Here is a 26,381-nt window from a genome sequence, read left to right as displayed (position 1 = left end):
AAAAACTAACAATTTTACTCACCACTACTAATATTTTTTTGCTGTTGATAACGCTGTTTAAACTGCTGTTGTTGTATTTTATGATCCACAATTGGATCAGGATAACCAACAGCATGACGTTCTAAAGGTGGAATTTTCCCAGTAACTAAATATTCTGTATCTACAGACCGCAATTCCGATACCCATTGCCGAATATATTCCCCTTCTGGATCGAATTTTTGGGTTTGACTGGCTGGGTTGAAAATCCGCACAGGTTTGGGGTCCATACCGCTAGAAGCACTCCATTGCCAACCGCCATTATTAGCAGATAAATCACCATCAATCAACTTCTGCATAAAGTATTTTTCTCCCAATTGGGGATTAATTAGCAAGTCTTTAGTAAGGAAACTCGCAACAATCATCCGACAGCGGTTATGCATCCAGCCGCTTTCGTTTAACTGACGCATTGCTGCATCTACAATGGGGTAGCCTGTTCTTCCCTCACACCAAGCTTGGAAGTATTCTTCGTTAGTTTCCCAAGGAAAGTTCTTGAAGGTGTCGCGGAAAGCACCATCAGCTAATTCCGGGAAGTTATACATTGCATGTTGATAAAACTCCCGCCAAGCTAATTCCTGTTGCCATGTGCGGATATTAACTGCTGTTTCTTCACTGCGGCTATTTTCCAGCGCTTCTATCGTGGCTTGCCAAACGGTGCGAATGCCAATTACCCCAAATTTTAAAGCTGCACTCAGTTGTGATGTACCGTCCACTGCGGGAAAATTGCGCTGTTCTTGATATTCAGTAATAGCTTTATTAGTAAATTCTTCTAATCGTTCTTGTGCCGCCGCCTCTCCTGGTGAAATAATCAATGGTTCATCCCAGATAAATCCTAAATCTTTTGCTGAAGGTAGTGCCAAGGCTCCTGCAAGTTTGGCGATTTCCTGTTCGGCTTCCGTTAATCCCTCAACATTTTGCAGTGTTTCTACTGGTTGAGCCTTCGGTTTAGTAATCCAATTTTTCCAGAAGGGGGTGTAAACCGTGTAAGGACTGTTACCACCCGTGCGGATCTCGTCTGGGGAGTTGAGGATTTGATCCCAGTTTTGGTTAAGAAACTCAATGCCTTTTTCTTTGAGGGTATTTATAATAGTGCGATCGCGTTCTTGTGAATAAGGTTCTACATCCCAATTCCAAAAAACAGCTTTGGCATTTATTGCTTCGGCTAAGGCTGGTATCACTTGTACAGGATCGGCGTGGAGTATTAACAACTGGCTACCAACTTCAACATATCGCTCTTGGAGTTTCTGCAAACAGCCAATCATATAAGTTACTCTCACAGGAGCAACATCATCCCGTTCTAGAAGATTTGGATCGAGGCAAAACACGCCCACTACCTTCGGACTTTGCCGTTTTGCCGCAGCCAGTCCCGTATTGTCAGAAATGCGTAAATCGCGCCGATGCCAAAACAGAATTAAGTCAGACATTCCATGCTGGATATAGTTCACCCGTACTAGCTTAGATGCTAGTGGTACCAATAAGCATCATTCTGGCGATAAATTTATTCTTTCGCGATCCTTACGAATTTACATGAGAATTGCGATCGCAGGATATCAACAGTCAACGAAACCCCGGTTTCTCAATCGGGAATAGTGGCTTTTCATCTCAAAATTGAGTATACTCTTCTTAACAGTTAATTAGTCTTTTTGTCATGGCTAGCCTACTACTTGACGACGGTACGATTGAGAGCGATTTAGACGAAATAGCTCGCGAACTTGCCCCTCTTGGCATTCAACTCAAACACTACGACCCAGGAACATCAATACTCTTCCCTAATCTGCTAGACCAGGATGTTTTAACTGAGGCCGAGAAACGTTGTTGCGTAGAACTCCATAACAGCGTCTTTGAATTTCTTCAGCAAGAAAATGGCGCTCTCTGGTGTGACTTACTAAATGTGCATCCGGGTTCGTTCAATCTTCACCATCTGATCGCCACCTACAGTCGTTACCATACTCATTCTGCACCTGAACCCCTCTATGTGTTGGCAGGAGAAATGATTTATGGCTTTGTGCGACCTGATGGCAGTCAGGTACAGCTTTTAGTTCAGGCACAAGACTATCTTTATATCCCCCCCGGCGTTGAGCATTGGTGCAGCCCAACTGCATCGTTGAGTTTTAAAGGGATACGCTATTTTGCAATTGCAGAAGGTTGGGTTCCCAATTATACAGGGACTCAAGTGAGTGATTCGAGCCAAAAGCCGCGTTAAAGCTTATTTATAAACGTCCTTTGGGCGGCCTCACAAAATCGCGTTGCTCCCCCCTAAGCCTTGTGAAATGCGCTGTCTTTGCGTATATCCTGTAGTCTTTAAAGCAACAGTCTCAATTCGACTGTAAAGGAACTGGGGCAAAAGCCGAAGGAAATAGGCAGCTCCCAAGGTCAAAAGTGTACGGCGTGGTTCTTTAGAGAGAATATGCCAGTTGGTTGCTAATGCTCGATTCACCAACTTCACAGCCATTGCACCATCTTGCAGGCTGACTGCTCTACGCGCTAAGTACCGCAACTGGTAAGCTCTAGCCAGTGTTTCCCATTGATTAACTATTTCTGGGGCGTATAAACGTGCCCTAGAGATTGCCAATTCCCAAGAATCTAACTGCTTGAGCAAGTTTGCTGATAGTCCACCTGAATTTACCCTATATAAGGTCAAAGCTTCAGGAATACCCTCTATTTCCAGATCGCTCTTAACAGACATCCGAAACCAACATTCAACATCTGTTGAGTCACCATTAGTATGACGCGATCGCTCATCGAAATAAAAATTTTCAACTGTACCGTAAAGATTATCTTGAAATTCAATAGCTTCAAAAACTTCTCTTTTAATTACTGCTACCGAACCATTGCTAACTGGATTGCGGCAAAGGATAATCGCTGGAGTTATTCCCTGCATCTGAGGCATTTGATAAATACCTAAAGGGTTGCCATTATCATCAATAAAAGCAGAGCGGCTAAAGCTTACCCCGACATTAGGCGAATTATCTAAATGCTTAACGTGTTTTTCTAATTTTTCTGGCAACCATAAGTCATCAGCATCTAAAAGAGTTAAATAATCTCCCTGTGCATGGCGAATACCAGTGTTTCTTGCTCCAGGTAGACCCCGATTCTTTTGACGAATAATTTTAATTCTAGGGTCTGTAAATTGCTGACAAATTTCTATACTCTTATCAGGAGTACCATCATCAATAATTAAAATCTCGAAGTTTTCGTAAGTTTGTTCAAGAGCCGATTGCAATGTAGCAGCTATATATTTTTCTGCTTTGTAAACCGGAATAATGATAGAAACTTTCTTCATTGTTGACTATTCCCATTGATTTATTTTAATTAATATCTAATTAAATTTACTATGCACTAAGCAAGAAATCTAATTTGCTTTAGGCAGAGAAAGTTTTTAATTATTGATAGAAAACTTCTTAATTATTTTTAGATATCTTCTTGAAGAATACGACGTTTTTGGTTAGCCCCTACTATATTATTTGAAACCAGAGCTTCAAATTTATTGTAAACATTTTGAGGTAAGAGTAAAAGTAAATAAGCTGCTACCAGTGTCAAAATTGTACTTTTTGGATTTTCAATAAGAATATGCCAATCAGCTATTAAGGCTCGATTAATTAATTTTACAGCCATTGAACCTTCTCGTAGTCTTACGGCATTACGAGCTAAATACTGCAACTGGTAAGCTCTAGCTAGTGTTTCCCCTTGAGTAAATATTTCTGGAGCGTAGGAGCGTGTCTTTTCAATTAGCTTTTCCCAGAAATCTAACTGCTTGAGCATATTTGCGGAAAGCCCTTTTGAATTAACCCGATACAAGGTCAAGGGTTCTGGAATGCCCTCTATTTGCCAATTGCTTTTAATGGAAATCCGAATCCAAAATTCGTTATCTTCTGATTGGAGTAAGCGTTCATCAAAATAACAATCTTCATTAGTACCGTAAAGATTATCTTGGAATTTAATATCTTCTAGAACTTCTCTGCGCATTACCGCAGCCGAGCCGTTACCAACCGGATTGCAACTGAGTAAATAAGATGGCGTGATTTCTTTAAGCTTGGGCATCTGATACGTACCTAAAGCTTGTCCAGCTTCATCAATAAAAGCAGAACGACTGAAGCTGACACCGACTGCTGGTGAATTTTCTAAGTGAGCGATTTGTTTTTCTAACTTTTCCGGCAACCAAAGATCATCTCCATCCAAAAAAGCTAAATATTCTCCTTGAGCATGGCGAATACCAGTATTTCTAGCTCCAGATACTCCTCGATTTGCCTGACGAATAATTTTAATTCTGGGATCAGTAAATTGCTGACAGATATTTATACTCCTGTCCAAGGAAGCATCGTCGATAATTAGAAGCTCAAAATTTGTATAGGTTTGCTCAAGAACGGATTGTACAGTAGCAGCTATATATTTTTCGACTCCATAAACCGGAATAATTACAGAAACTTTTTTCATTTTCCAGACCGACTTTAGCTTCAGTTTTGATCTCAGATTTTACTGATAGTACAGTAATCTTTGATATGGCAATGGGAATACTATCTGATGGATACGATCGCACCTTCTAGTGATAGCATCTAAAAAAGCGAGATATTTATCCACCTGGCTATCCATCTAGTTATAGGACGAATTCCACTTCCTAACTTTTCACTGGATAATGTAAGATATCTCCTTCTAGTATGCGTTATCAAAGCAAATATTGTATTTAATAATACATATTGTCCTGCATGTGGATAGTCTGATTGAAATTCTTAGGGATTTCCAAATAAAAAAATATCCAATTAACTCCTGTGGGGTGGGCGACACGAGAACCCAGTCCATAGGGCGCTCATGTTGCCCACCCCACAATATTGGATAATTTATTTCTTGGAGTTTCCTTAGCAAGCGATCGCTCCACCATTACAGCACTTCCGGCAGCTATGAGGTACATCCTCAAAGCTGAAAGCTATGATAGAAAAGGGCAAGAAGAAAAACTGTACTGTATTCAATACCTTAGCCAAAATAAGAGGATGAGGAGAGAGGGCCGATGTAGTAGAGTTATTGTCTCTCACAACGACAACTCAAAAACTACAATCAGCCCATGTCCGATATCTTATCACTGCTACAATGCTTGCTACCGCAGATAAACGCTACGACGATGCGGCAATTGAACCAGATAATCCTGGCTATGTTAGCGATGAGCGGACGAGTCACGATGTTGGGAATTTCCCGTTGGGCAGGCATTGGTGGTAGTTATCGGACGATGTTGCGGTTTTTTCATACAGTAATACCTTGGGCTACATTGTTTTGGCTATTTTTCCGCAAGCATTTGTTCCGTGCGAATGAGGTATATTTGCTTGCAGGAGATGAAGTTGTAGTCAGTAAATCGGGTAAAAAGACTTATGGATTAGATAGATTCTTTTCTAGCCTAGCCAATAAACCGATATCAGGATTATCTTTCTTTGTATTATCATTAGTGAGTGTTGAACAGAGGCACTCGTTTCCGATTCAGATAGAACAGGTAATAAAGAAAGATACTCAAACAAAAAGTACCTCGACAATCGAAAAACCAAACAAAAAAGAAAAGCGTGGGCGTGGACGACCAAAAGGAAGTAAAAACAAAAATAAAAAGGAAGTGATATTAACATCTGAATTAATACTAATTCAGAAAATGATTGGTTCACTATTCAAGTTATTAGCTAACTCTATTTCCCTCACCTACTTGGTAGTAGATGGTCATTTTGGTAACAACAATGCTTTGCAGATGGCACGTCTTGTCAACTTGCAGATAATTTCCAAATTGCGCCATGATTCAGCATTATACTTCCCTTATGAAAATCCTGACTCCAGTAAGCGCTCTCGTCGTAAATACGGTGATAAGCTAGACTATCGTAATATACCTGACAAATACTTATGTAAAAGTGCTATTGAGGATGATATTCAAACTGATATTTATCAAGCCACTCTTATTCACAAAGAATTTGCCCAAGCTCTCAATGTAGTGATTTTGGTCAAAACCAATCTTAAAACTAATGCTTGCAGCCATGTAATTATTTTTTCTAGCGACCTAACTCTGTCATTTGAAAAAATTATCGACTATTACAAACTCCGTTTCCAAATCGAGTTTAATTTTAGGGATGCCAAGCAGTTTTGGGGATTGGAAGATTTTATGAACCTGAGCCAAACTGCCGTGACTAATGCTTCTAATTTAGCATTTTTTATGGTCAATTTATCCCACCATCTTCTCGCTGATTTCCAGCAACTCAATCCCGGTTCTGGCATTATTGACCTTAAGGCTTACCATCGTGGTTTTCGATATGTTCGTGAAATGTTAAAAATGCTTCCCGAAATCCCTGAGCCTATTTTATTAACCCAGATTTTTGCCAAGCTTACTTCTTTAGGACGTATTCATCCCGTTTCCACTGGCGTTGAACCCTCGTAAATTGGCAGAGGTATTGGTATTGCATAATAGCTGTCAGTGCTTTAACCCAAGTTTTTCTAGTCCTCTTCTAGAGGACTTGCACCATTAGACAGGGAATTCTATTCCCTGGCGGTCTGTATTGCTGAGTAACTATCCCATTGAGTTACCAAGTGGCAAGTACTACAACTTACCTCAACCGATTCTTTTTTCATCAATATTTAATTTTTGAACATGAGTAACGCGAATTTTACTAATAATCTTGAGTAAGTATGCAGAAATATTTTCTACAAGTATTTTTTTCAACAACAATTTAATAATTAGCTTTTGAGTTTCCTTTTCCAGGAGAATTTTTGGATATAGCTGAATTGCCTTCCTCAATTTTTGACTTGCTGTTTCAATTCCTTCATCACCTGTAATTCTTGTTAAGCAGAGTCTACAAGAATATCGGTAAACATAAGCTAAACTATGATTTTTCAAGATTTGAATTTCTGGCGATCCCGATTGAAAAGCTCGCTCCAACACTTTGAACTGACAGTCTTCCATAAATTCAACTTTAGAGGACATTGAATTTGAAGATTGACGATAAAAAATCTGCGGTTTAGTAACTACAACAAACGACCATTTTGCAGCTAAACGTAGCCAATAATCCCAATCTGCTGCTCCTGATACTGAAGGTTCAAACTCTCCGACAGATTCAATCGCTTGCTTACGGATTAATGGATTTGAACCACTAGCAATAAAGTTCCAGGTTAATAAATTAGCCAAAACATTACCTTGGAAAAAGATCGGCCGATCCATATGGCAATTTCCAGTTTCTTCATCCATAAAATAAGTCCAGCTATAAGCAACACCTGCCTCTGGATTTTTCTGCAAAGCTTCTAACTGAAGTTCTAGCTTGTCGGCTGTCCATAAATCGTCAGCATCAAGAAAGGCTATAAAATCTCCCTTGGCATGAGAGATACCACGGTTACGAGCTACTGATAAACCCCCATTCTCATAGGAAAAGACTTGTATACGACTATCTTTCAACTCATCCAGTAGCTTAATAGTTCCGTCTGTTGAACCATCATTGATCACAATTATTTCAAAATCAGAAAAAGTTTGTTGTTGTACTGAGACAATTGTATCGACAATTGTGCGCTCAGAATTATAAGCGGGAATAATGACAGATATAGTTGGCATGTGATTTTAATAAGTTGCTAAATTTTACTAGCGAATTAGTATCAAAAGGTTGCTTTTTAATAACAGCCTCTATTGCAGCCTTGGAACCGCAACAGACCTAGCCAAAGAAAAAGGTCGAGTCAAGTACTTAGCAATTCGAGGAGAAAGGACTTGCATTACTAGCCATTTCATTAAATAACGCTGAGTTAATCTTTCTCGCAAAATCTGAGGATATAAAGAAACCGTCTTCCACAATTTACGACCAGCTTGGTTGACCTGTTCTCTATTAGTCACATTAGCCAGTTCCATGCCCGTTAAATATTGATAGATATTTGCTAGGCTTTGATTTTTAAGATTTTGCAACTCTGGCGGTGCTGCTTGAAAACCTCTCTCCAAGACAATAAGCAAATATTTCTCCATTTTCTCAACTTTAGTTGACATAGATTTTGAAGAGTGGCGATAGAGAATTTGAGGTTTGGGAACTACTGCAAAATCCCAGTGCTGTGCTACACGAAACCAATAATCCCAATCTTCCACAGAAGAAAGTGTTGGGTCGAATTCTCCAGCAGATTGAATTGCTTGTTTACGAATTAAAGGATTAGAACCATTGGAAATAAAGTTACTGAGTAATAATTTGTCATACACCTTACCTTCATAGACTACATTATGACCAGGGTGAAAAATCTCTGCTGTTTCACTCATGTTCAGAGTCCAGCTATAAACAAGTCCTGCCTCTGGATGTTTTTGCAATGCTGCTAGTTGTAGCTCTAATTTATCAGGTGTCCATAAATCATCGGCATCGAGAAATGCCATAAACTCTCCAGTGGCATGAGAAATACCACGATTACGAGCTACTGATAGACCAGCATTGCTGTATGAAAAAATCTTGAGACGAGAGTCTTCAATAGTCTTCAATAGTTCTAAAGTCCGATCGGTTGAGCCATCATTAATAACAATTAGCTCAAAATCAGAAAAGGTTTGTTGAAGAACGGATTTTATCGTTTCTAAAATAGTGCGTTCAGCATTGTAAGCGGGAATAATAACGGATATAGTTGGCATAGAGTTTAACCAGATGGAAAGTAGAAGGATTTTTGTAAGTCCTAGTGTAGGGAGAGCATAAACCAGTTAGTTTGGGAATAGTTCCAATAATTCTTGTGCAGCCACCTGAATTTGTGAAGGTTCTTTTACAAATCTGCAAAAGGGAATTGAGTAAGTCCAAGCTTGATAAAATGCCTCATTTTTATGGTAAGCATTAGGTAGAAAGACATGAGGAATACCCATAAGAATGCAGAGAATATGTCCATGCAAGCGGTTTGTAATAATTAGACGATGCTGCTTGAATTGATACATTCCATGATGCATATAACTTAAGGATTTAAGATGCATTGAAGAGTTATATAAGTTATTAAATCCAAAGGAATAATGATGGAAGTATTTCCAGAGGTGTCGGTATATCCACTCACCAGGAATCACTGTACCTTTTTGCAAGCCTTCCCGAATGCGCTCCATGCGTTCAGTTGTGTCATATTTGAAAGAAGTCCAATCTTCTACAACTAAGTTAGGGAGATTAATAGAAGTCTGAGAATTATTTGGATTCAACTCTTTGTCATTTCTATAATGATACAAAATAGAGTTGCTGCGCTTATTTCTCGATAATAGACCAGGTAAGTTGACCATTTCAAAAGCCATATCAGGTGCTTTAATTACCTGACAATTGTAGAAATATTTCAGAGCAAGTTCATAGCTGTAGTCATCACGGACAAACAAAGTCAAATTAGGATGTGAGTTGAATACATTTGCTGCTTCGATTAAATTGGTTGGATCAACAAAATAAATACTTTGTGGTAGGATAATTATTGGTTGATCCCGGTATTTGGAAATAATCTGTTCACGAAATTTTTGATGAGCAGTCCAAAGATCGCCTAAATTCCCTCCTCCTTGCAGTAGAATAGGAGATTTTCCAATTCTTTCTTCCATTACTTGGCTAGAAAAGTTGTTAGGACTGGCAGTATATTTAATTTTTGTTTTTTGCACATTGATTAAATAAAGTACAGTACCTAACCCGATAAGGTGATCGCCAATATTAGGATAGTCAGGATAGTCTAGTAATGCACACTCTTGAAATGTCTCTAATTTTCCTAGTGATTTATGCAGAAGTTCTTTCAGCTGTTCCGGTTGGGTAGTAACCATTAATTTTAGTTCCTCGTTGTTATTCGTTATTTTTCAATGAATGAGCGTAGCTAGAAGCAGCTATTTACATAAAAAGCCAAGTTTTTACTTAGCTTTAACTAAATTCTGAAAGCTATTTAATTTTTATTTTGCGATTGATAAAGATTGAGTTCTAGATAAAACATATTTGCTAGCCCAAATGCTGTAAAGAGGTAACGCTAATAGATGAGTCATTAGCACCGCAACCGCTACCCAAAAAATTCCCCATTTTACAGCTACTAGTAATGAAATTGTAAAAATCGTAGTAAAAATTAGGTTCCAATAAAGATTAATGTGACTTTTATCTACAGAGTTAAGCAACATAGAAGCACCATCTGCAAATGGGCGTGGTAGCGCTGACAAACAGATAACTATCAATATTGGAATTGCTGTTACCCATTTTTGCCCAAAAACAATTGGGACATAAAATGGAGCTAGACTTGACTGTAACAAAACTAATGGAAATACAATTAAGGCAAATGTTTTGAGGCTACTAAAATAACGTTCTTGAAACTCCTTAACGTTTCCCCTAGCGGCACAAAGATGGGGGTATAAAGACCAAGTCATTGTATTTATGACATTCATGCTGATTCCTAACCCAGCATTGAAAGCGAAATAGTAAATTCCTAGCGCCTGGACTCCTAAAAAACGTCCAATGATCAGGTAATCAAGATTAGCTCTGAGTTTATTTAGTAACTCAACGCCAAGAATATTTCTAGCATAACTAACAACTTCCTGCCACTTACTAAAACTAAACGACATGGTAGGACGCCAAGGATGATTCATCAGATTGATAACAATCCATACTGGAGTCGTAATAACAATAGGTATAACAACAGCCCACATTCCCATCCCTAATAGGGCTAAAGCTATAGTGAGAATATTGATTAGAATCGACTGCGTGGCATTGCATAATGCTGTAATTTTCAGGCGGTTCTCTCGCTGGATTAAGGCAGATTGAACTGCAAAGATTGGCAGCATTAAGTAGACTAATGCCATAACGCAGATAGGTAAGATAACTTGGTTATTACTATAAAACAAAGCAACTGGTAAAGCGGCAAGACACTGAAGAATAAACATTACTCCACATAGTATCCAATTAAGGCAGTAAGATGTCTGACAAATAATTTTCAGATCCTTCTCTGCTGCCTGAACAATCTTAGATCCAATTCCCGCTCTTAAGGTAAAAACAGTTGCAAATTCATTGGTAGTCAAAACGATTGCTATCAATCCATAATCGTAAGGATTTAACAGTTGAGATAAAGTAACTGTTGTTCCCAATCGGAACACACGATTTACTAACTCTGCTCCCCCCATCCAACCAATATTACGCACATATTGACTAGATACTTTTTGCCTGAGCTTTTTGATTAACATGAGGGCATCCTTAAGAGACAATTAGATATTTTTTATCAAGTTAAAATTTAAGTATAAGCAGCTTCAGGCTTCTTATTAAGAGAAGATTTAGGAACCTGCACTTCTTCTTTAAATGCAATTCCCATGATGATTAAACCGGGATAGTATAAATAACCTAAAGCCTCTTGGCTATCATTAAATGTAAAAAGTAATAGAGTAACAAGAAAATACAATGCTCCCCTGGCAGTTGTGCTTTTCTGTGCTTTAATCAGCAAAACTATAAAACTCAATAAGATTGGTACTAAAAAAGCAATGAAGCCAACTATCCCTTTAACAAACAAGAGGCCAAACCAAGTATGGTGAGAGCCGATAGGCATTTCTGCTAACACTTTAGGCCCTGGTGCTTCTCGAAAACCGTGGCCCCATATAGGAGCTTCTTTCCATTTCTCTAAGGCAATTACACCTAAAGCTTCATGCACTCGTGAAGAGTCCGGTCTAGCATTATAAAATGCTTCTTTAGTATCCTTAATAGCACTAACAACTGCCGTGCTAAAAATACCTGCTAAAAAGCTAACAAATCCGAGCGCAATTTGCGTAGTAGGTTTAGTAATTTTTGTCAGCAATAAAACTGATGTGAAAACTATTGGTAAAGCTATAAAAGATAAGCGAGAAACAGATACTATACTCATAGCTAGAGAGCTGACTATACCAATCCAGCGCCACTTCTTGTTAGGTTCTTCAAGAGCAAGGAAAAAGTAGATGTTTCCAATAAGACCTAGCGCAGGTGCCCAAGGTGCGAATAGAAATAGGCGGACATTATTCGTACCGTAATCACTACCATAGAGATTTACATTGTAAAAAAGCTCACCATTCTGTATTAATCTTTCAATTGGAGAAGAATATAGGTGTGCAGGCAACTGTAATATCCAAGCTAGATAAAAAAGGGGAATTAAAATCAAACTTTGGAGGCATAAGATACAGACGGCTCTATAGATTATTTGTGGTCGAATATTGAGACAGCCGCTTAATGGAAATAGTGCTAGCAAAGCCCAATCTGTAAACCAATTGATTAATGACCTAAGAGTTTGATTTGTACCTACATCATAAGTTATACAGCCTAAAATGGTAGCGATCGCTATGACCAGAATAGAGACAATCCAAACCCAATGCATCCAATAAATTTTGATTTTTTTGTCAATACTAGTGCGCGCTGTTTGGTTCCAAAGCCGCTTACATAGGTAAAAAAACAGTATCCAGGCTAGTACGAAATTTACAGGATATAAAATCCCAAGAAAATAAAATACATAGGTACTAATTATCCAATACCAAACAAGACTTTCTTCAAAGTTTTGAGGTTTCATTGTTCCATTCTCTTCCTCTCTGTACTCACAGTCTTATCAGATATTAAATTTTTACGTTCGCGCCACCAAAGTAACACCAGCCCAAGGGATACGAAAAGGGAGCCGAAAGTTGAACCGAGTAAAACCAATTTATCTTTTGGTGAAGTCGGTTTCTCAGGTAATGTAGGCTGTATAACAAGTTGAATCAGTGGATAAGAACCAAAGGTATTCGACTTGCCAATATCTAGTCTGGTCAAATTGGAGGAAAATACCGCTTCTGCAATTTGCGCATTTCGTTTCAGCGAATCCAAGGTGGTCTGCAACTGTGTTAAATTTTTGAGCCTACTCTCAAGCTGGTTAATCTGTTGTTCTATTGCTTGAGCTTGAGCGGTGAATCCTTTTTGGTTTGCCTGAACTATAACTAGTTCTTGGGAAAGAGCGTCTCGAGGAACGCTGTTACCAGAGTTATTGCTACTAAGGCTTAACTGCTTTAGAACTGCCAAAGTGAATTTTCGCCCTAAAAGAGACTGACCTCGAACTAGCAGGGCTTCTTGAGCAGCGTCTCTTTTCGCTTGCTCTGCAATTAATGTTGGATGGTTAGGCAAAAATTTGGATTCTAAAACAACTACAGAAGCGGTAGCATCACTATAATTTTTTAAGTTCTGTTGAAATATCTGGTCTGTTTGAAGAGTAAAAGCATCTGTAGCTTGTCCAGCAGATAGTTTTAAATTATTCGATAATTGTGCCAGACGAGTACTAGCCTGTTGCTGTTGACCGATTATTTCAGCTCGTTGTCTACGTAGCTGTTCAATGTTGGTTGTCAGATCCTTAATTTGATCTTCAGAGTTCAAACCCGAACGTGCTTTGTAATCGGCAAGGCGCTTATGAGCAAGTGCTAATTTGTTTTGCGAAGAAATCAGGGAAGTTTGATAACCTATATCTCTTTGAACAGCTTCTTGATTTCGTAGTATGTTGAGTCTTGCTTGTAAGGCTTTATAAAAAGCTAAAGATTTATTTCGAGCTTCCTGGGGACTAGCGCCTTCAAAGTCAATGCTCATCATGGAAGTATTAATTATTAGCTTGAGCCGAGGTTTGCCAAACTCTTCTAAAGACATATTAAGCTGATCCGCTGCCGCTTTTAATATAGGGTCGCTTTCAGCAATAAATTTATAAATTTCTCTGGGATCTTGAGAAGCAAGAGCAGCGTATGGAGACACATTTTCATAATTAGCATAGCCAATGTTTGGTAAATTAATATTGGCATTTGACCATGCTCCTGGCAGATTAATAGCTGAAGAACTAGTATAGGTCGGTGGCGTAAGCTTTAAATAAAGAAAAGTTGAAGTCCAAAATGCTATGTTGGTAGCTAGACCTAGAAGTAAGTAACGCTGCCAACATCCTTGTTTCGTTACTAATTTTCTCAAACTGCTAGGGTAACCCGCAGAGATTTCTGTATGATTGGCCATTAAAAATCCTCTAAAGTCGGGAACTGGCTGCGGAATTACAAAATCTAGGTGGGGTTTTGCGATTCGCCTAAGTAAACTTACAGGATCGTACTACATCGTTGCTTAAATATTTATTAATAATTCTTATTAAGTCAGTTTCCTTCTTAAACAGCAATGACAAAACTGCCTGATGGTCAATATTGTCTCAATACAGACAGCATCCTTTAGGGTTCAATAAATTTATCCACCTAGATATCCACCTAGCTGTACCTGATTTACTTTGCTTTAATTTACCTCTTGTAAAGTGAAGTAAATACTTGCAAATCTTATGAAAATAGCAATGAGCGATCGCCGTTTTTGGAGGCTGCTAGCGCAAACAATTTGTATTGCTATACTTACGCTGGCTATTGTCGTCAAATTTACACCCCTTAAATCGAGTTGGAGTACTACATCAGGCTATCACTGGGCTAATGTATCGATTGGAGGAGGTGGTTATGTTACAGGCATTTATTTGCATCCACGAGAGCGAAATTTAGTCTATATCAGAACTGATATGGGTGGCTTTTATCGTTGGAATTCAAAAGACTACAAATGGATTCCGCTAACAGATATGTTTAGCTTGCAACACAGCAATTACTACGGGGGAGAAGCCTTAGCACTTGACCCAAATAACCCAGATATTGTATACATCGCAGCAGGGAAATATACTGCCAGTTGGAGTGGATTAGGAACAATTTTTAAATCGAGCGATCGCGGTAAAACCTGGAATAAGCTGAAAATAGATTTGCCAATGGGCGGCAATGAAACTAAACGTTGGCTAGGAGAGAGGCTAGCCGTGAATCCCTTTAATTCCAATGTTATTTTATTTGGCTCGCGATTGAATGGGCTATGGAAGTCTTCAGATGGTGGTACAACATGGGGGAAGGTTAGCTCCTTTCCCAACAAGTCGGAAGCAAATATTGGAATTGCAGGTATTGTATTTAACAAAAATGTGTATGGATTAGTCTATGCTAATGCCTATGGAGATGGCATATATAAATCCACTGATGCAGGTGTTACCTGGAGCAAAATACCAGGAAGCCCATCACAAGTGAATCGAATGGCTCTCGCAAAGGGCAGAATTATGTATGTAACGCATACATCAGGTGTCAGCAAATATGCAAACGGTATTTGGAGCAATATCACACCAAGTAACGCGAAAACTACATTTAATGCCATTTCTGTAGATCCAAAGAATCCCAATCACCTTTTAATTGTTTATGACCAGTATGTTTCCACAACAAACGATCGTGTAATATTTCAATCTACTAATGGTGGAGCTACATGGCAACAGAAACAGCATATCTTGAAACCTCAAGTGCCCTGGTGGCCTAAGTGGTATTTTGCCTCCTCAACCTCAGCTATTGAGTTTGATCCAAAAACTCCTGGACGGTTATGGTTAACAGACTGGTATGGAACATGGCGGACAGACAACATCAACGCAGAGCCATCTGTTTGGTCGAACTATGAAAAAGGACATGAGCAGATAGTTAGCTTCGCCCTAGCCTCGCCTCGAAGTGGCTCTAAATTGTTGAGCGGTGTTGCTGATACGGATGGATTTAACCACAGCAATGGGCTAGATGTCTACCCATCTACGCAGTTTGGTGGCAAAAATAGTCCTCGGTTTCAGGATACCTATGGCCTTGCTTATAGCGAAAGCAATCCTTCACAAATGGTACGTGTTGGTGGTAATCGATGGAACAATATTTATACGGGAGCAACTTCGAAAGATGGGGGACTGACATGGAAAAAATTTTCCTCGTTTCCGAAGAACACAATACCGTTGCGTGTAGCCATGTCAGCTACAAATCCAAATCTATTTGTCGTAATTGTTCATCGAGGACAGCCGATTCGCACAACCAATGGCGGATTTTCTTGGAGCGAAGTATCAGGATTACCCAAAGGCCCTAAAGGCCCGTGGTACTGGGGTCAACCATTAGTAGCTGACACATTAGATGGCAACACTTTTTACTATTACAGTCGTGGCAATTTATACCGTAGTAAGAATGGAGGCGCATCCTTTAGGATTGTAAACTCATCATTGCCTTCAGAAAGTTGGTCTATGCTCAAAACAGTTCCGGGGGTTAATGGCGAAGTCTGGCTCAGTCTTAACTCTCACGGACTTTATCGCTCAACAAATGGTGGTGTGAACTTTGCCCATATTCCGAAAGTGAAGAAAGCTTATTTATTCGCTCTTGGAAAGGCACGGAATGGAAGCAAAATTCCTGCACTGTATTTGTATGGGGAAATTGCTGGTATGAACCAAGGAGTATTTCGCTCTCTCGACAAAGGAAAAACATGGATAAATATCGCCTTTTTACACCAACCTATGGGCAATGAGCCGAATGTAATGGAGGCTAGCTGGCAGAAATTCGGACTAGTCTTTATTGGCACTAACGGTAGAGGAATATATCGAGGTAGCCTGTAAAAAAATACTCTTGTTTGTACAACTGACATCAGCTGGAAGAAAACCACAAAGCTAAAAGATTATTAATTTTTGTACTCTATGTTAATTTTTGTAAAAAACATAGTAGTATGATTTTTGCGACGTTATTTAATACAATTAGGTTGTTAGTATGAGGTATACAGATATGTAGTATATGTATAGTTAACGCTTATGAAATGACAGCTTAACATCAGCAAAGCTTTTGCGATGCTGCAATATACGGGTTTTAAGTAGTATTCTAGGTAACTTTAATTAAGGTGGTAGAGATATTAGGTAGTGATAGCTATTAGCTTGATACCTTTCTTAATTCATTCATCTAGGAAAGGTAATTTTTTAAACCCTCTGCATACTAGTATTTTACTGCTAGTGTTGTGTTTATTCGGACAGCAAGTCTTCAACCTCTTGATAGCACACCTAAATCATGAAGTATACGATCGGGTAACTCATGCTTTACTCGTAGGGCGAGAAGGAGAACGTCTACTCAATGCTGTGATCGATAATCAAGAAAAAGGTTTTCTAGAAAATTCCACTCAGGGACAAACTAATCTTATAGATGATCGTCAGAAGAGGCCCAGCTTTCACAACAGCTTCAACCATCTGTACAATCTCGTACAAGACAACCCCGATCAAATAAAACAACTCAATAAAATTAGATATATCTATAACCAGTGGCAAAGGGAGTTGAAGCAAAAAACGCTTTCTGGTTCTGTGAGCAACTCTGCTCTAACAAAAAGCACTTTATTTGATTCCTTGCACAACGAGATTGGGAAACTCATTCAGCACGAAGAAATGCTTTTGAGGGTTCGCAAAAATCGCGTACAGTATTTGAATAATATTAACACTGCGAGCAATATTTTCAGCACATTAATCATTTTGTTAGGAGCAATTTTAAATCTCCAGTTGTTGCATTGGCGAGTCAAACTTCCATTAAGCAAATTGACACAAGTTTGCAAACTTTGGCAAGCGGGACAAATGGAAGTGCAACTATCCCATTCTTCTAAAGATGAGATTGGGCAACTAGCTGGAGTTCTTAACGCGATCGCAGATAAGACTCGTCATCGTCAACAAAGTATTGAGGTGCGTAACCAACAGCTTGAAGACATGATATCTGCACTTTCCCACGACCTACGTATTCCTTTACTTGCCACTCGCAACACTTTAGATTGTATGCTCAAAGGAGCTTTTGGTTCAGTAAATGACACTTGGAAGGAAGTTTTTCAAGAGTACCATGAAGCTAATGAGGATCTGCTTAAGCTTGTGGAACTCCTTTTAGATATCTCCCGTTATGAAGCACGCAGCGCTTGTTTAATGTGCGATCGCCTGAATTGGGAAAAGATTTTAATTAAAGTAATTAGTCAAATAAAAGCAACATCTACACGTGAGTTAGCCTTCATTTGTAAAACTTCTCAATTGTTGCCAACTGTCTATGGTGATGAACTAGAAATTCAAAGGGTTCTACAAAACTTACTTGATAACGCTGTGCGAGTAAGTAAGCCTAACGGGGAAATTCTGATTGAGATAACGCCTGATGGAGAAGAGCAAGTGCGGGTTTCGGTGCGTGATTACGGTTCAGGAATTGCACAGCAAGCTCAGGAAAAGCTATTCCACCGCTTTATTCAAGGACGAGGGCATCGTGGCAGAAGTGGGCTTGGTCTGTACTTATGTCGTCAAATTATTGAGGCTCACGGAGGAAACATTGGTGTAGAAAGTTCTCTTGGAAAGGGAAGTACTTTCTGGTTTACTCTCCCAAGTGCCATAAATAAACTTGATTGCAACGATGAACAGAATATAAACAGATGTAGTAATAATGATACCTAATATTGACAAAGAGAAAACTGTGCGGGTTCTATTAGTTGACGATCACGCTTTAATCCGCCGAGGGATGAAAGGGCAATTTAGCCTAGAACCTGGTTTTAGTATAGTTGGAGAGGCATTAGACGGTGGAGAGGCTGTTGAATTAGCTAGTCAACTCCAACCAGATGTAGTTTTAATGGATATCGATCTACCAGTTATGGATGGGATTACAGCCACCCAGCACATAAAAAGTAACTGCTTGACTACTTGTGTTCTAGCCTTAAGTGCCTTCGACGACGATATCCAGGTCATGGGGATGCTTGCAGCTGGTGCTGATGGTTACTGTCTTAAAACCATTGAATGGGAACAGCTCATCGCTGTTATTCAATTGATACTTCAAGGTGGTGCTTATTTAGATCCTCTAATAGCTCAAAAAGTTGCTCGGATGCTTAGGTCAACCGCTGTCACTCCCGATGCTCCTGTATCTCAGGTAGTAGCGCAACCTATTCTCAGTAATCGCGAACGCGAAATTCTTAAACTTATTGCACAAGGACGCTCAAACCAGCAGATTGCAAACCAACTCTACCTCTCACTTGGAACCGTCAAGTCTTATGTACGTATGGTTCTCAACAAACTTAGCGTTGACGATCGCGTTCAAGCAGCAGCTTTAGCCGTACGCCAAGGGTTGATTTAAGCTTATAGGAATTTATGTAAACAGTCAGATAATTCTGTCAAAGTGGTAGCCAGTGGTGAGATGTCATTCACAAGTTGTTCTGACCACAAAATGTAAGGCTGAAGTAGTTGATGCTGGAATTGCTCAGGTATGGGTAGACATAACACCAATACATGAGGTTCAAACAAAGCGATCTCTTCCGGCGTGGGAATACAATAATATGGAAAAACTTCTGCATTTTGTTTTAGGCAATGACTGCTGACGCGCTGCACGGTCATGACGTTGCTACCAACAACCATAATTCGGTGTCTTTTCATAGTCTTTTCATATCTTTAGACTTCTCTGCAAATGGGAAATTCCTACTAGAAAATGGTTTTAGCGATCGTAAAGGAAGTGCGATGGCTTAACCGCCTTGAATGGACGTAACAATAAGGCTTTGGGCGAAGAAGTTGAGCTAAATCATCAGTTGAAAGATAGAAAGAATAAAGATTGATTTTTTCCCAAGCAGTCTCAAGTCATTAACAGATAAAGAGCATAAGCAATTAAATTGCAATCTGACAAGCCCACAGACTGCCATTCTTAGCTGACTATAGAAATGACGAGATAAACAAAACTTCTCACTCGCTACTGGAAATATTTTCACNNNACATATCATTTGTTCAACACCAATTCTGCGTGGCAATAATTGTTTAATTGTTTGNNNTCTTAATTTCCGTAGTTGCAAAATCTCTGATTTTTTTAGTTTTTTATGTGGTGTAGTCAGNNNATCGGCGTTAAAAAACAAAGCTATGTGAAGAAATGTAAATTCGCCAAGTAGCTTATAAATTGGTTATTGTATAGGTTTGAAAAAATTAAACATACGTTTGTTTTATCGTGCCTAATTACCTTATTATGAAATTTAGACTATCTGTACGCCACAGCCAAACGGATAGTTAACTGGATAATTTTATTCCTCATTAGGATACTGTATAAAAAATAATTTAAGTAGCCATCAGATAGTATTTTATATCGGTATTTGCGTACGAAAGTATACGTAGGTTTCACTAGGTTTTTACTCAACCTTGTGAATAAACTCTCAATTTAAATCAAATCTTTTATGGTACTTACACATTAAAAAGTTAAGTATCTCAAAAGCCCTGACAGATTAAAGATTTCAGCTTTGTTGCAGGTAATGCTCACTTACCAGCAGCCACAATTTTTTGTGTCGATTAATGTATAACACTGTCAGTAAATTTCCGGTGAGCAGAAAATATGGGCAATGCTCTGAATCCTACTATTTTGAAACTCCAGATGGCGAGCATTAAATTATATGGCAGACCGAGTTAGTTTTCTCGATACTGATTTTGATCGTATGCCTCTATACGAGGCGATTGAACTATTACTGGCGCAGTTGCTGAAGCGGCAGGGTGGTCGAGTGTATTATGCTAACGCCCACACTATGGTAACTGCTGCCAAAAACCCAGCATTGGCAAAGGCGTTAGAACAGAGTGATTTGTTGTTGGCAGATGGGAGCGGAGTTCGTTGGGGTAGTGCTTTATTGGGTACACCATTGGTGCATAATCTCAATGGCACTGATTTAGTTCCGGCTTTGTGCAAAGAAGGGGCAGCAAAAGGTTTATCAGTCTATTTTTTAGGTGGTAAGCCGGGTGTCGCTGAAGAAGCGGCAGCTAACCTCAAGAAAGCATATTCTGGATTGATAATTGCTGGAACTCAGCACGGTTATTTTCCTGAATCACAAACGCAGCAAGTATTAGAGAGTATTCGGATAGCCCGCCCGCACCTGCTGTTAGTGGCGATGGGCGTACCCCTACAGGAAATTTGGATTAACCAATATGCTAGCCAATTGCCTCGTATCACTTGTATGGGTGTGGGTGGTCTGTTCGATTTTATGGCTGAACGTGTGGCTCGTGCCCCCTATCCAATTCGCTCTGTTGGTATGGAGTGGCTGTGGCGACTGGCAATGGAACCGACTCGACTTTGGCAGCGCTATCTTCTAGGCAACTTGATCTTTTTACGTTTAGTACTAACCTACGCGTTTGCTCGACGCCAAAGTGAAGAACAAAGTAGCCAAATCACATTAGCTGCACGAAATAAGTCTGGATTTGAAAACGATTTGAACTTTTAATTCATCACCAAGAGTGATTAAAAGTTGCTTGTAACACTACTCTTTAGGTGATTCATCTAGTCAAAGTAGATTTTATAGATAGTTTAGGCTTAACCGCTTTACTTAAGGGGGTTTCGTCTACACGTTCAAGTACCTGTCGTTCGTTAATTTGAAATTTGCAAGCACCTGTTCGGATGATCTTGGAACTAACTCAGATGGATTCAGTGTTTGAAATTTATGAGAATTATGACGCCGTTGTAACGATGTTGAATGCTTAAACATTAAGTATTGATCGCTACCGTCATTGCAAATATCTTAAAGAACAGATTGACTGGTGACATATTTACTTGCTTAACCGATTAAAAAGTTTTATTCCCGCTTTTACAGGTTACTGAAATAAGTAAATGTACATATTATCGAGTTCATAAACCTTACCTACTAAACCTGTAATTATTTATGTCTAATACCTTTACTTCTCATCGTTTTGATATGCAAGTTCTAGATAATACCCATACTCTTCCTAAAGTTAAAGTTCCAGTTCATCCCTCTGTCATCAGTAAAGCCAAGCGAATGATTGACATCTTGGGTGCTGTGATTGGGCTATCGATTACAGTATTCTTAGTAATTCCTATTGCGATCGCTATTAAGTTAGATAGCCCAGGTTCTATATTTTACAGTCAAATTCGCTGTGGTTTGAATGGGCGTCACTTCCGAATTTGGAAATTCCGTTCGATGTCAGTTGGAGCTGACCAACTTAAGCATCTAGTTAAGAATGAAGCTCAAAGCGATCAGATATTCAAAAATGAGAATGATCCCCGCATTACCTGTGTAGGAAAGTTTCTCCGCCGCACTAGCCTAGATGAACTTCCTCAGTTTTGGAACGTACTGCTGGGAGAAATGAGTCTAGTCGGTACCCGCCCTCCTACTCCTAATGAAGTGATACACTACTCAAACCACCACTGGGAACGTTTGAATGTCAAGCCGGGTATGACAGGTGAATGGCAGGCTCATGGTCGCTCCAGTATTAAAGATTTTGAAGATATTGTTCACATGGACTTAGACTACCAACGTAAGTGGTCTATCGTTTATGATATGAGTCTTATCTTGAAAACTTTAAAAGTTGTGTCAAATAAGAGCGGTGCTTGCTAACCTACAGTTGACAGAAAAACAGTTATAAGTTTACTCAAAAATAAGCTTGCAATAGTTGCTCTAAAATTATGTAGGCAAACGCAAGTCTGTCTCCAAGAGTTGCCCGTCCTAGACATCGCAAATTGAAGTATTGTCTCTGACTCAATTAGAGGATTTAAGAGGTTGTTTGAAAAGTTTTTTCGTAGTGACTTTAGCCACTTTTAGATCCCCACTAACCCACCTTAAAAAGGGGCTAACTGGAATCAAAGATCCCCTTTAAAACAGGGATTTAGAGGGAGCTAAAACTTTTAATATCGACAACAGAACTTTTCAAATATCCTTTAAGATCGACTTTATTCAAAATTAAGTTAAGCTATGAATCGCCGTCCCTACAATAATCATTCTTTTGTAGAGACGGCGATTTATCGCGTCTTGGTGATAATTTATCTTTACTCAACTTCCTCACAATGAATTAACAGCTTTTCCATCGCTTCTGCTAGAGAAATCAACTCTGTCCAAGAGGAACCACTAACTAAATTTTGGGCGTGAGCTAATCGGTTTCGCAACTGTTCAGCAGACTTGAGGAAACGTTCGCCAAACCGTTTTGATTTTAATCCTAGTTGCTGGAGAAGTTCTGGTTGATTTAAAATCAACTCTCGCTTATCACAGAATTGCAGATAATCTAACAAATCGGTGGCTTCGTTTCTTTCCTGACTCTCTCGCCACAGTCGTTGAGCAACTTCTAAGCGGTCAGGTTTAAGGACTTTTTGCCAAGAATCTTGGGGATAGTAAATCCGCACCAGCCGCAGCAAATTCATTTCTAGCAGCGTTACTAAGCCAAAGAGTAGCATTCGCACGGGTGCTTTCTGCAAATCACCACAGGTAACAATACCACTTACCTGATTGCAATCTAAGACAAACAATCGCGGAGTTTGTTGCAAAATGGGTAGCAACTTGATCAGTGGGGTGGAAATGGCAATTAGTTCTTTGGGATGAAACACCCGTTGATAGTCGCTACATTTACCTTTTTTGCCTGGGATCAAACTAGAGCGTTCTACATAACCACTAATAATATCTCCCGTCTCAACGCCGATAACATCAAAATTTTGTGCTTGCATCCAATGCAACACTTCTTTCGCCTCCGCATCAGCTGGCATAGCTTTTAGGGGTTCTGCCACGTATTCAATGGTGATATTGTTCTCAAATAAACTCCGCAGGTCTTGAGAACGTGATTTTAGGTGTTTCATCCCCCGGCTGTGAACTCACGTTAAATAATCCTACGGCACTCACGCGATGTCTGCGACGGGCTACGCCTACGCCAGTGGAATTTTCTGTTAGATTATCCTTGCGTAAGCGTAGNCTATCCCAACAAATACCATAGACCAATGTTATACCATCTTAGTTGGTATCATTTTAGTGATAATTTAGACAATTTCAAGTAACAAAATATTTCGCATCTACAAAAAAATAAATGTATATGTAGTTAACTATATGAGAATAGTTGATTAGTTTGCGATAAAAATGCCGAAAATACCGACAAAAAAATGTTATTACTAAAACGACGTATCGAATTGACACTTGGTAGAATTTTACCAAGATAACCAAAATTGATAATATTATTATGCCAAGAAAAGAACAAGGATGGGTTACATTTCAAACTTCAGAGGATGAGCGGAAGATTCTAGAGGAGTTCTGCGAACAGTCTCAACGCACCAAGACTGAGATTCTGCGGGAACTCGTGCGTAGTCTCACTCAGCAGTCATCAACACCAATATCACCAGCAACTCAGCAAGAAAAACAGGAAGATATCTATTACACTCAAAAGCCTGATATAGAAAGTAGTATTCACAAGAAATCACTAAAAGTTAGCTCTCGCAATATTCTTAAAGGTGTGGTTAAACGAGTTGTTTTTGGAGCAGTTAATAGTGAGGTTACTCTGGAGATTATTCACAAAGTAGAATTAACTTCCATTATCACCAGAGCTTCCGCAGAAGAGTTGGAATTATCTGAGGGAAAAGAAGCTTATGCGGTTATTAAATCTAACGATATTGTCATTGCTAGAGAATAGAATTAAATATTAAGAGCATAAACTTTCTTTACTTGAGTAAATATATTTGATGCGATCGCTTATGTAATATCATGTCCGGGTAATTAGTTATGATTTCCACAGTCATTGCACCCCACTCCCCGCCTGCGGGGAGGGGAGACAAAGCATAGCTTTGGCGGGGTGGGGTTCTTGAGGTTTAATAAGTAACCAAGGGGACATGATATAATAGCTATTTTCGTATAAATGGAATACACGATAAGGTAGCGTAGGTGTGCTACCTTACTGAAAACGAATATTAACCTTCTTTAATCGCTGCTTGATAGCGACCTAGTGCGATTAAAGGAAAGTATTGTTGATACATATGATACTTAAGATAAAAATGGCAAGGGAAGCCAGTACCTGTAAAGTCCGCCTCAAACCAAGTACCATCGGGCTGTTGAGTTGCCACCAGATAGCCAATTCCTCGCTCGATCGCATCAAGAGCTAATTTACCTGTTGCTTCACCTGCTGCCAAAAGGCCAATTAAAGCCCAAGCAGTTTGAGATGCAGTACTATTTCCTTTGCCTTTGAGACTAGGATCGTCGTAGCTGCGGCAAGTCTCGCCCCAACCACCATCTGGATTTTGGCATCCAACTAACCAAGCTGCTCCTCGTTCTATACTTTTTTTATGCCTTTGAGGATCGATTAACGCTAAGGCTGACAAAACGCCACTGGTGCCGTAGATATAATTTACACCCCAACGACCAAACCAACAGCCTTCAGTTTCTTGTTCGCGTAGAAGATAAGTAAGCGATCGCTCTAAATTATCACTATCAATTGACAAATCACAAGCACCCAGCATTTCTAGTACTCTAGCCGTAACATCTGCGGTGTTTGGATCGATCATCGCTTTCAAATCGCCATAGGGAATTGAGTTAAGCCAATCTTGATCGTTATCCAAATCAAAAGCAGCCCAACCACCTGGTTTACATTGCATAGATGCAATCCAGTTTAAGGCACGAGCGATCGCAGCTTGCTTGATTTTTTCATTCGGGAGTTTCGCCAAATGTAGCGCCATCACCACTACAGCCGAGTCGTCTACATCGGGATAAAAGCGATTTTCAAACTCAAACGCCCAAGCCCCTGGTTTTCCCTGGCGATTTTTTACAGCCCAATCTCCGTAATCTAAAATTTGTTTTTGTAATAACCATTCTCCAGCCTTGACGACAGCTGGATGATCAGGTGCAAAGCCAGATTCTACTAAAGCACGCATTGCCCAAGCCGTATCCCAAACAGGTGAAACACAAGGCTGTACCCGGTAGCTATCCTCGGTTTCAATGGCAAAGTTATCAATTGCTTGCAAACCTCGTTCCACAATGGGATCGTTTCGGTCATAATCCAGACACCGCAAAGCTAGCATTGAATTCAGCATCGCTGGAATAATGCCGCCCCAATCGCCTGTAGCTTCTTGGCGCTCTAAAATCCATTTTTCGGCGGCTTTGATGCCTTCTTGACGAAAGGGTACTAAATTAAGGCTTTCTGCCAACTTGAATCCTTGATCGAGGGTGAGGAATAAATCTGTCCAATCACCACTTTGAGGCAATTCCCACTGGACTCGATCAATACCTTCAGCGTAAAGTTCATCTAGGTTGATAGCTGAGTCGGTGAGATAAACAGGTTTGCGATCGCATACAATCAGCAACGGTACAGTACTGGAACGTGCCCAGCTAGACATCTCGTAGATATTGACAGGAAAAGCTTTTGGCAACAGCATTATCCAAGGTGGTAGCGAGGGAATACCGCGCCAGTTGTAGCAGCCAATCAAAGCTAAGTGCAACTTGGTAAAAATCCGAGTTTTGCTGATCCCACCCCGTTGGAGAATAAAAGCTTGCGCCCGAATCATCGCCGGATCGGTTGCTGGTACGCCTAGCAATCTTAGAGCCATGTAGGCTTCAACCGAGGTGCTAAGTTCTCCACCATCACCATAATAAAGTTCCCAGCCGCCATGCTGCCGTTGCTCTTGACGCAAATATGCTTCAACTTTGTGTAAAGGTCTGGTTTGGTCTGTTCCCCAAATCTTATGCAGGAGAACGACTTCAGCAGTGATGGTGACATTAGATTCTAACTCTGCCCACCAATAACCTGCCGGATTTTGAATTGAAAGCAGATATTCTTGGCTAGCTGCGATCGCTGTTGCGACTTGATTGACTTTTAACCTGTCTTGTGTTTGCATCAAAAACTATTTAACC

20 protein-coding genes are annotated in these 26,381 nt (G+C 39.7%); 8 read left to right on the top strand and 12 right to left on the bottom strand.

What is annotated here, in order from left to right; all coding sequences use genetic code 11:
- Positions 1–14: 14 nt before the first annotated feature.
- Entirely contained in the window at positions 15–1,460 is a 1,446-nt protein-coding gene (locus QUD05_RS33270) for a deoxyribodipyrimidine photo-lyase, 8-HDF type (protein WP_289799771.1), read from the bottom strand.
- A 224-nt stretch (positions 1,461–1,684) separates the two neighbouring features.
- Here QUD05_RS33270 and QUD05_RS33265 point away from each other — a divergent pair, with 224 nt between their 5' ends.
- On the top strand, positions 1,685–2,239 hold the full coding sequence (locus tag QUD05_RS33265; protein ID WP_289799770.1) for a 1,2-dihydroxy-3-keto-5-methylthiopentene dioxygenase: 555 nt from the start codon (positions 1,685–1,687) through the stop codon (positions 2,237–2,239).
- Between the two features lie 30 nt (positions 2,240–2,269).
- Here QUD05_RS33265 and QUD05_RS33260 read toward each other — a convergent pair whose 3' ends face one another.
- Both QUD05_RS33260 and QUD05_RS33255 read right to left on the bottom strand, forming a co-directional pair.
- Positions 2,270–3,319, bottom strand: coding sequence for a glycosyltransferase family 2 protein (locus QUD05_RS33260; RefSeq protein WP_289799769.1), 1,050 nt, complete (start codon positions 3,317–3,319; stop codon positions 2,270–2,272).
- A gap of 128 nt (positions 3,320–3,447) precedes the next feature.
- Positions 3,448–4,470: a glycosyltransferase family 2 protein gene (locus QUD05_RS33255; RefSeq protein ID WP_289799768.1), complete on the bottom strand. Its 1,023-nt coding sequence runs from the start codon at positions 4,468–4,470 to the stop codon at positions 3,448–3,450.
- 622 nt (positions 4,471–5,092) lie between these two features.
- On the opposite strand from QUD05_RS33255, the gene QUD05_RS33250 reads away from it, so the two are divergent.
- Positions 5,093–6,433, top strand: coding sequence for a transposase (locus QUD05_RS33250; RefSeq protein WP_289794346.1), 1,341 nt, complete (start codon positions 5,093–5,095; stop codon positions 6,431–6,433).
- A 171-nt stretch (positions 6,434–6,604) separates the two neighbouring features.
- Here the strand turns inward: QUD05_RS33250 and QUD05_RS33245 are convergent, their stop codons facing one another.
- The 6 genes from QUD05_RS33245 to QUD05_RS33220 form a co-directional block, all read right to left on the bottom strand.
- Entirely contained in the window at positions 6,605–7,594 is a 990-nt protein-coding gene (locus QUD05_RS33245; RefSeq protein WP_289799767.1) for a glycosyltransferase family 2 protein, read from the bottom strand.
- Positions 7,595–7,663: 69 nt separating this feature from the next.
- On the bottom strand, positions 7,664–8,632 hold the full coding sequence (locus tag QUD05_RS33240) for a glycosyltransferase family 2 protein (RefSeq protein WP_289799766.1): 969 nt from the start codon (positions 8,630–8,632) through the stop codon (positions 7,664–7,666).
- Positions 8,633–8,698: 66 nt separating this feature from the next.
- Positions 8,699–9,763, bottom strand: coding sequence for a polysaccharide pyruvyl transferase family protein (locus tag QUD05_RS33235; RefSeq protein ID WP_289799765.1), 1,065 nt, complete (start codon positions 9,761–9,763; stop codon positions 8,699–8,701).
- 123 nt (positions 9,764–9,886) lie between these two features.
- The gene (locus tag QUD05_RS33230; protein ID WP_289799764.1) at positions 9,887–11,158 is read right to left on the bottom strand and encodes a lipopolysaccharide biosynthesis protein; all 1,272 of its coding nucleotides are present in this window, start codon (positions 11,156–11,158) and stop codon (positions 9,887–9,889) included.
- Between the two features lie 47 nt (positions 11,159–11,205).
- Positions 11,206–12,054, bottom strand: coding sequence for an O-antigen ligase family protein (locus tag QUD05_RS33225; protein WP_289799763.1), 849 nt, complete (start codon positions 12,052–12,054; stop codon positions 11,206–11,208).
- A gap of 440 nt (positions 12,055–12,494) precedes the next feature.
- Complete coding sequence (locus tag QUD05_RS33220) at positions 12,495–13,943, bottom strand: GumC family protein (RefSeq protein ID WP_289799762.1); 1,449 nt, start codon at positions 13,941–13,943, stop codon at positions 12,495–12,497.
- Positions 13,944–14,250: 307 nt separating this feature from the next.
- Between QUD05_RS33220 and QUD05_RS33215 the strand changes: the two genes are divergently transcribed.
- The 3 genes from QUD05_RS33215 (at position 14,251) to QUD05_RS33205 (ending at position 18,895) form a co-directional block, all read left to right on the top strand.
- Positions 14,251–16,389 carry a hypothetical protein gene (locus tag QUD05_RS33215; RefSeq protein ID WP_289799761.1) on the top strand — a complete coding sequence of 713 codons (2,139 nt, stop codon included), beginning with the start codon at positions 14,251–14,253 and terminating at the stop codon, positions 16,387–16,389.
- Positions 16,390–16,773: 384 nt separating this feature from the next.
- Positions 16,774–18,225 (top strand): sensor histidine kinase, encoded by a 1,452-nt coding sequence (locus QUD05_RS33210; protein ID WP_289799760.1) that lies wholly within the window; start codon positions 16,774–16,776, stop codon positions 18,223–18,225.
- The gene (locus tag QUD05_RS33205; RefSeq protein WP_289799759.1) at positions 18,215–18,895 is read left to right on the top strand and encodes a response regulator; all 681 of its coding nucleotides are present in this window, start codon (positions 18,215–18,217) and stop codon (positions 18,893–18,895) included. The genes QUD05_RS33210 and QUD05_RS33205 overlap by 11 nt, the downstream gene beginning before the upstream one ends.
- Before the next feature lie 2 nt (positions 18,896–18,897).
- Here QUD05_RS33205 and QUD05_RS33200 read toward each other — a convergent pair whose 3' ends face one another.
- Positions 18,898–19,191: a hypothetical protein gene (locus QUD05_RS33200; RefSeq protein ID WP_289799758.1), complete on the bottom strand. Its 294-nt coding sequence runs from the start codon at positions 19,189–19,191 to the stop codon at positions 18,898–18,900.
- 992 nt (positions 19,192–20,183) lie between these two features.
- Here QUD05_RS33200 and QUD05_RS33195 point away from each other — a divergent pair.
- Both QUD05_RS33195 and QUD05_RS33190 read left to right on the top strand, forming a co-directional pair.
- Positions 20,184–20,999, top strand: a complete 816-nt coding sequence (locus tag QUD05_RS33195) for a WecB/TagA/CpsF family glycosyltransferase (protein ID WP_289799757.1) — start codon at positions 20,184–20,186, stop codon at positions 20,997–20,999.
- A gap of 468 nt (positions 21,000–21,467) precedes the next feature.
- Positions 21,468–22,127: a sugar transferase gene (locus tag QUD05_RS33190; protein WP_289800133.1), complete on the top strand. Its 660-nt coding sequence runs from the start codon at positions 21,468–21,470 to the stop codon at positions 22,125–22,127.
- 428 nt (positions 22,128–22,555) lie between these two features.
- Here the strand turns inward: QUD05_RS33190 and QUD05_RS33185 are convergent, their stop codons facing one another.
- Positions 22,556–23,353: a hypothetical protein gene (locus QUD05_RS33185; RefSeq protein ID WP_289799756.1), complete on the bottom strand. Its 798-nt coding sequence runs from the start codon at positions 23,351–23,353 to the stop codon at positions 22,556–22,558.
- A gap of 374 nt (positions 23,354–23,727) precedes the next feature.
- Between QUD05_RS33185 and QUD05_RS33180 the strand changes: the two genes are divergently transcribed.
- Entirely contained in the window at positions 23,728–24,174 is a 447-nt protein-coding gene (locus tag QUD05_RS33180) for a TOBE domain-containing protein (RefSeq protein ID WP_289799755.1), read from the top strand.
- A gap of 274 nt (positions 24,175–24,448) precedes the next feature.
- On the opposite strand, the gene shc is transcribed toward QUD05_RS33180, so the two are convergent.
- Positions 24,449–26,365: a squalene--hopene cyclase gene (gene shc / locus QUD05_RS33175; RefSeq protein ID WP_289799754.1), complete on the bottom strand. Its 1,917-nt coding sequence runs from the start codon at positions 26,363–26,365 to the stop codon at positions 24,449–24,451.
- Positions 26,366–26,381: the final 16 nt, after the last annotated feature.

The organism is Nostoc sp. GT001, from assembly GCF_030382115.1.
Lineage (GTDB): Bacteria > Cyanobacteriota > Cyanobacteriia > Cyanobacteriales > Nostocaceae > Nostoc.
The sequence above is the reverse complement of the archived record's forward strand: the minus strand, read 5'-3'. Positions and strand labels throughout refer to the sequence as shown.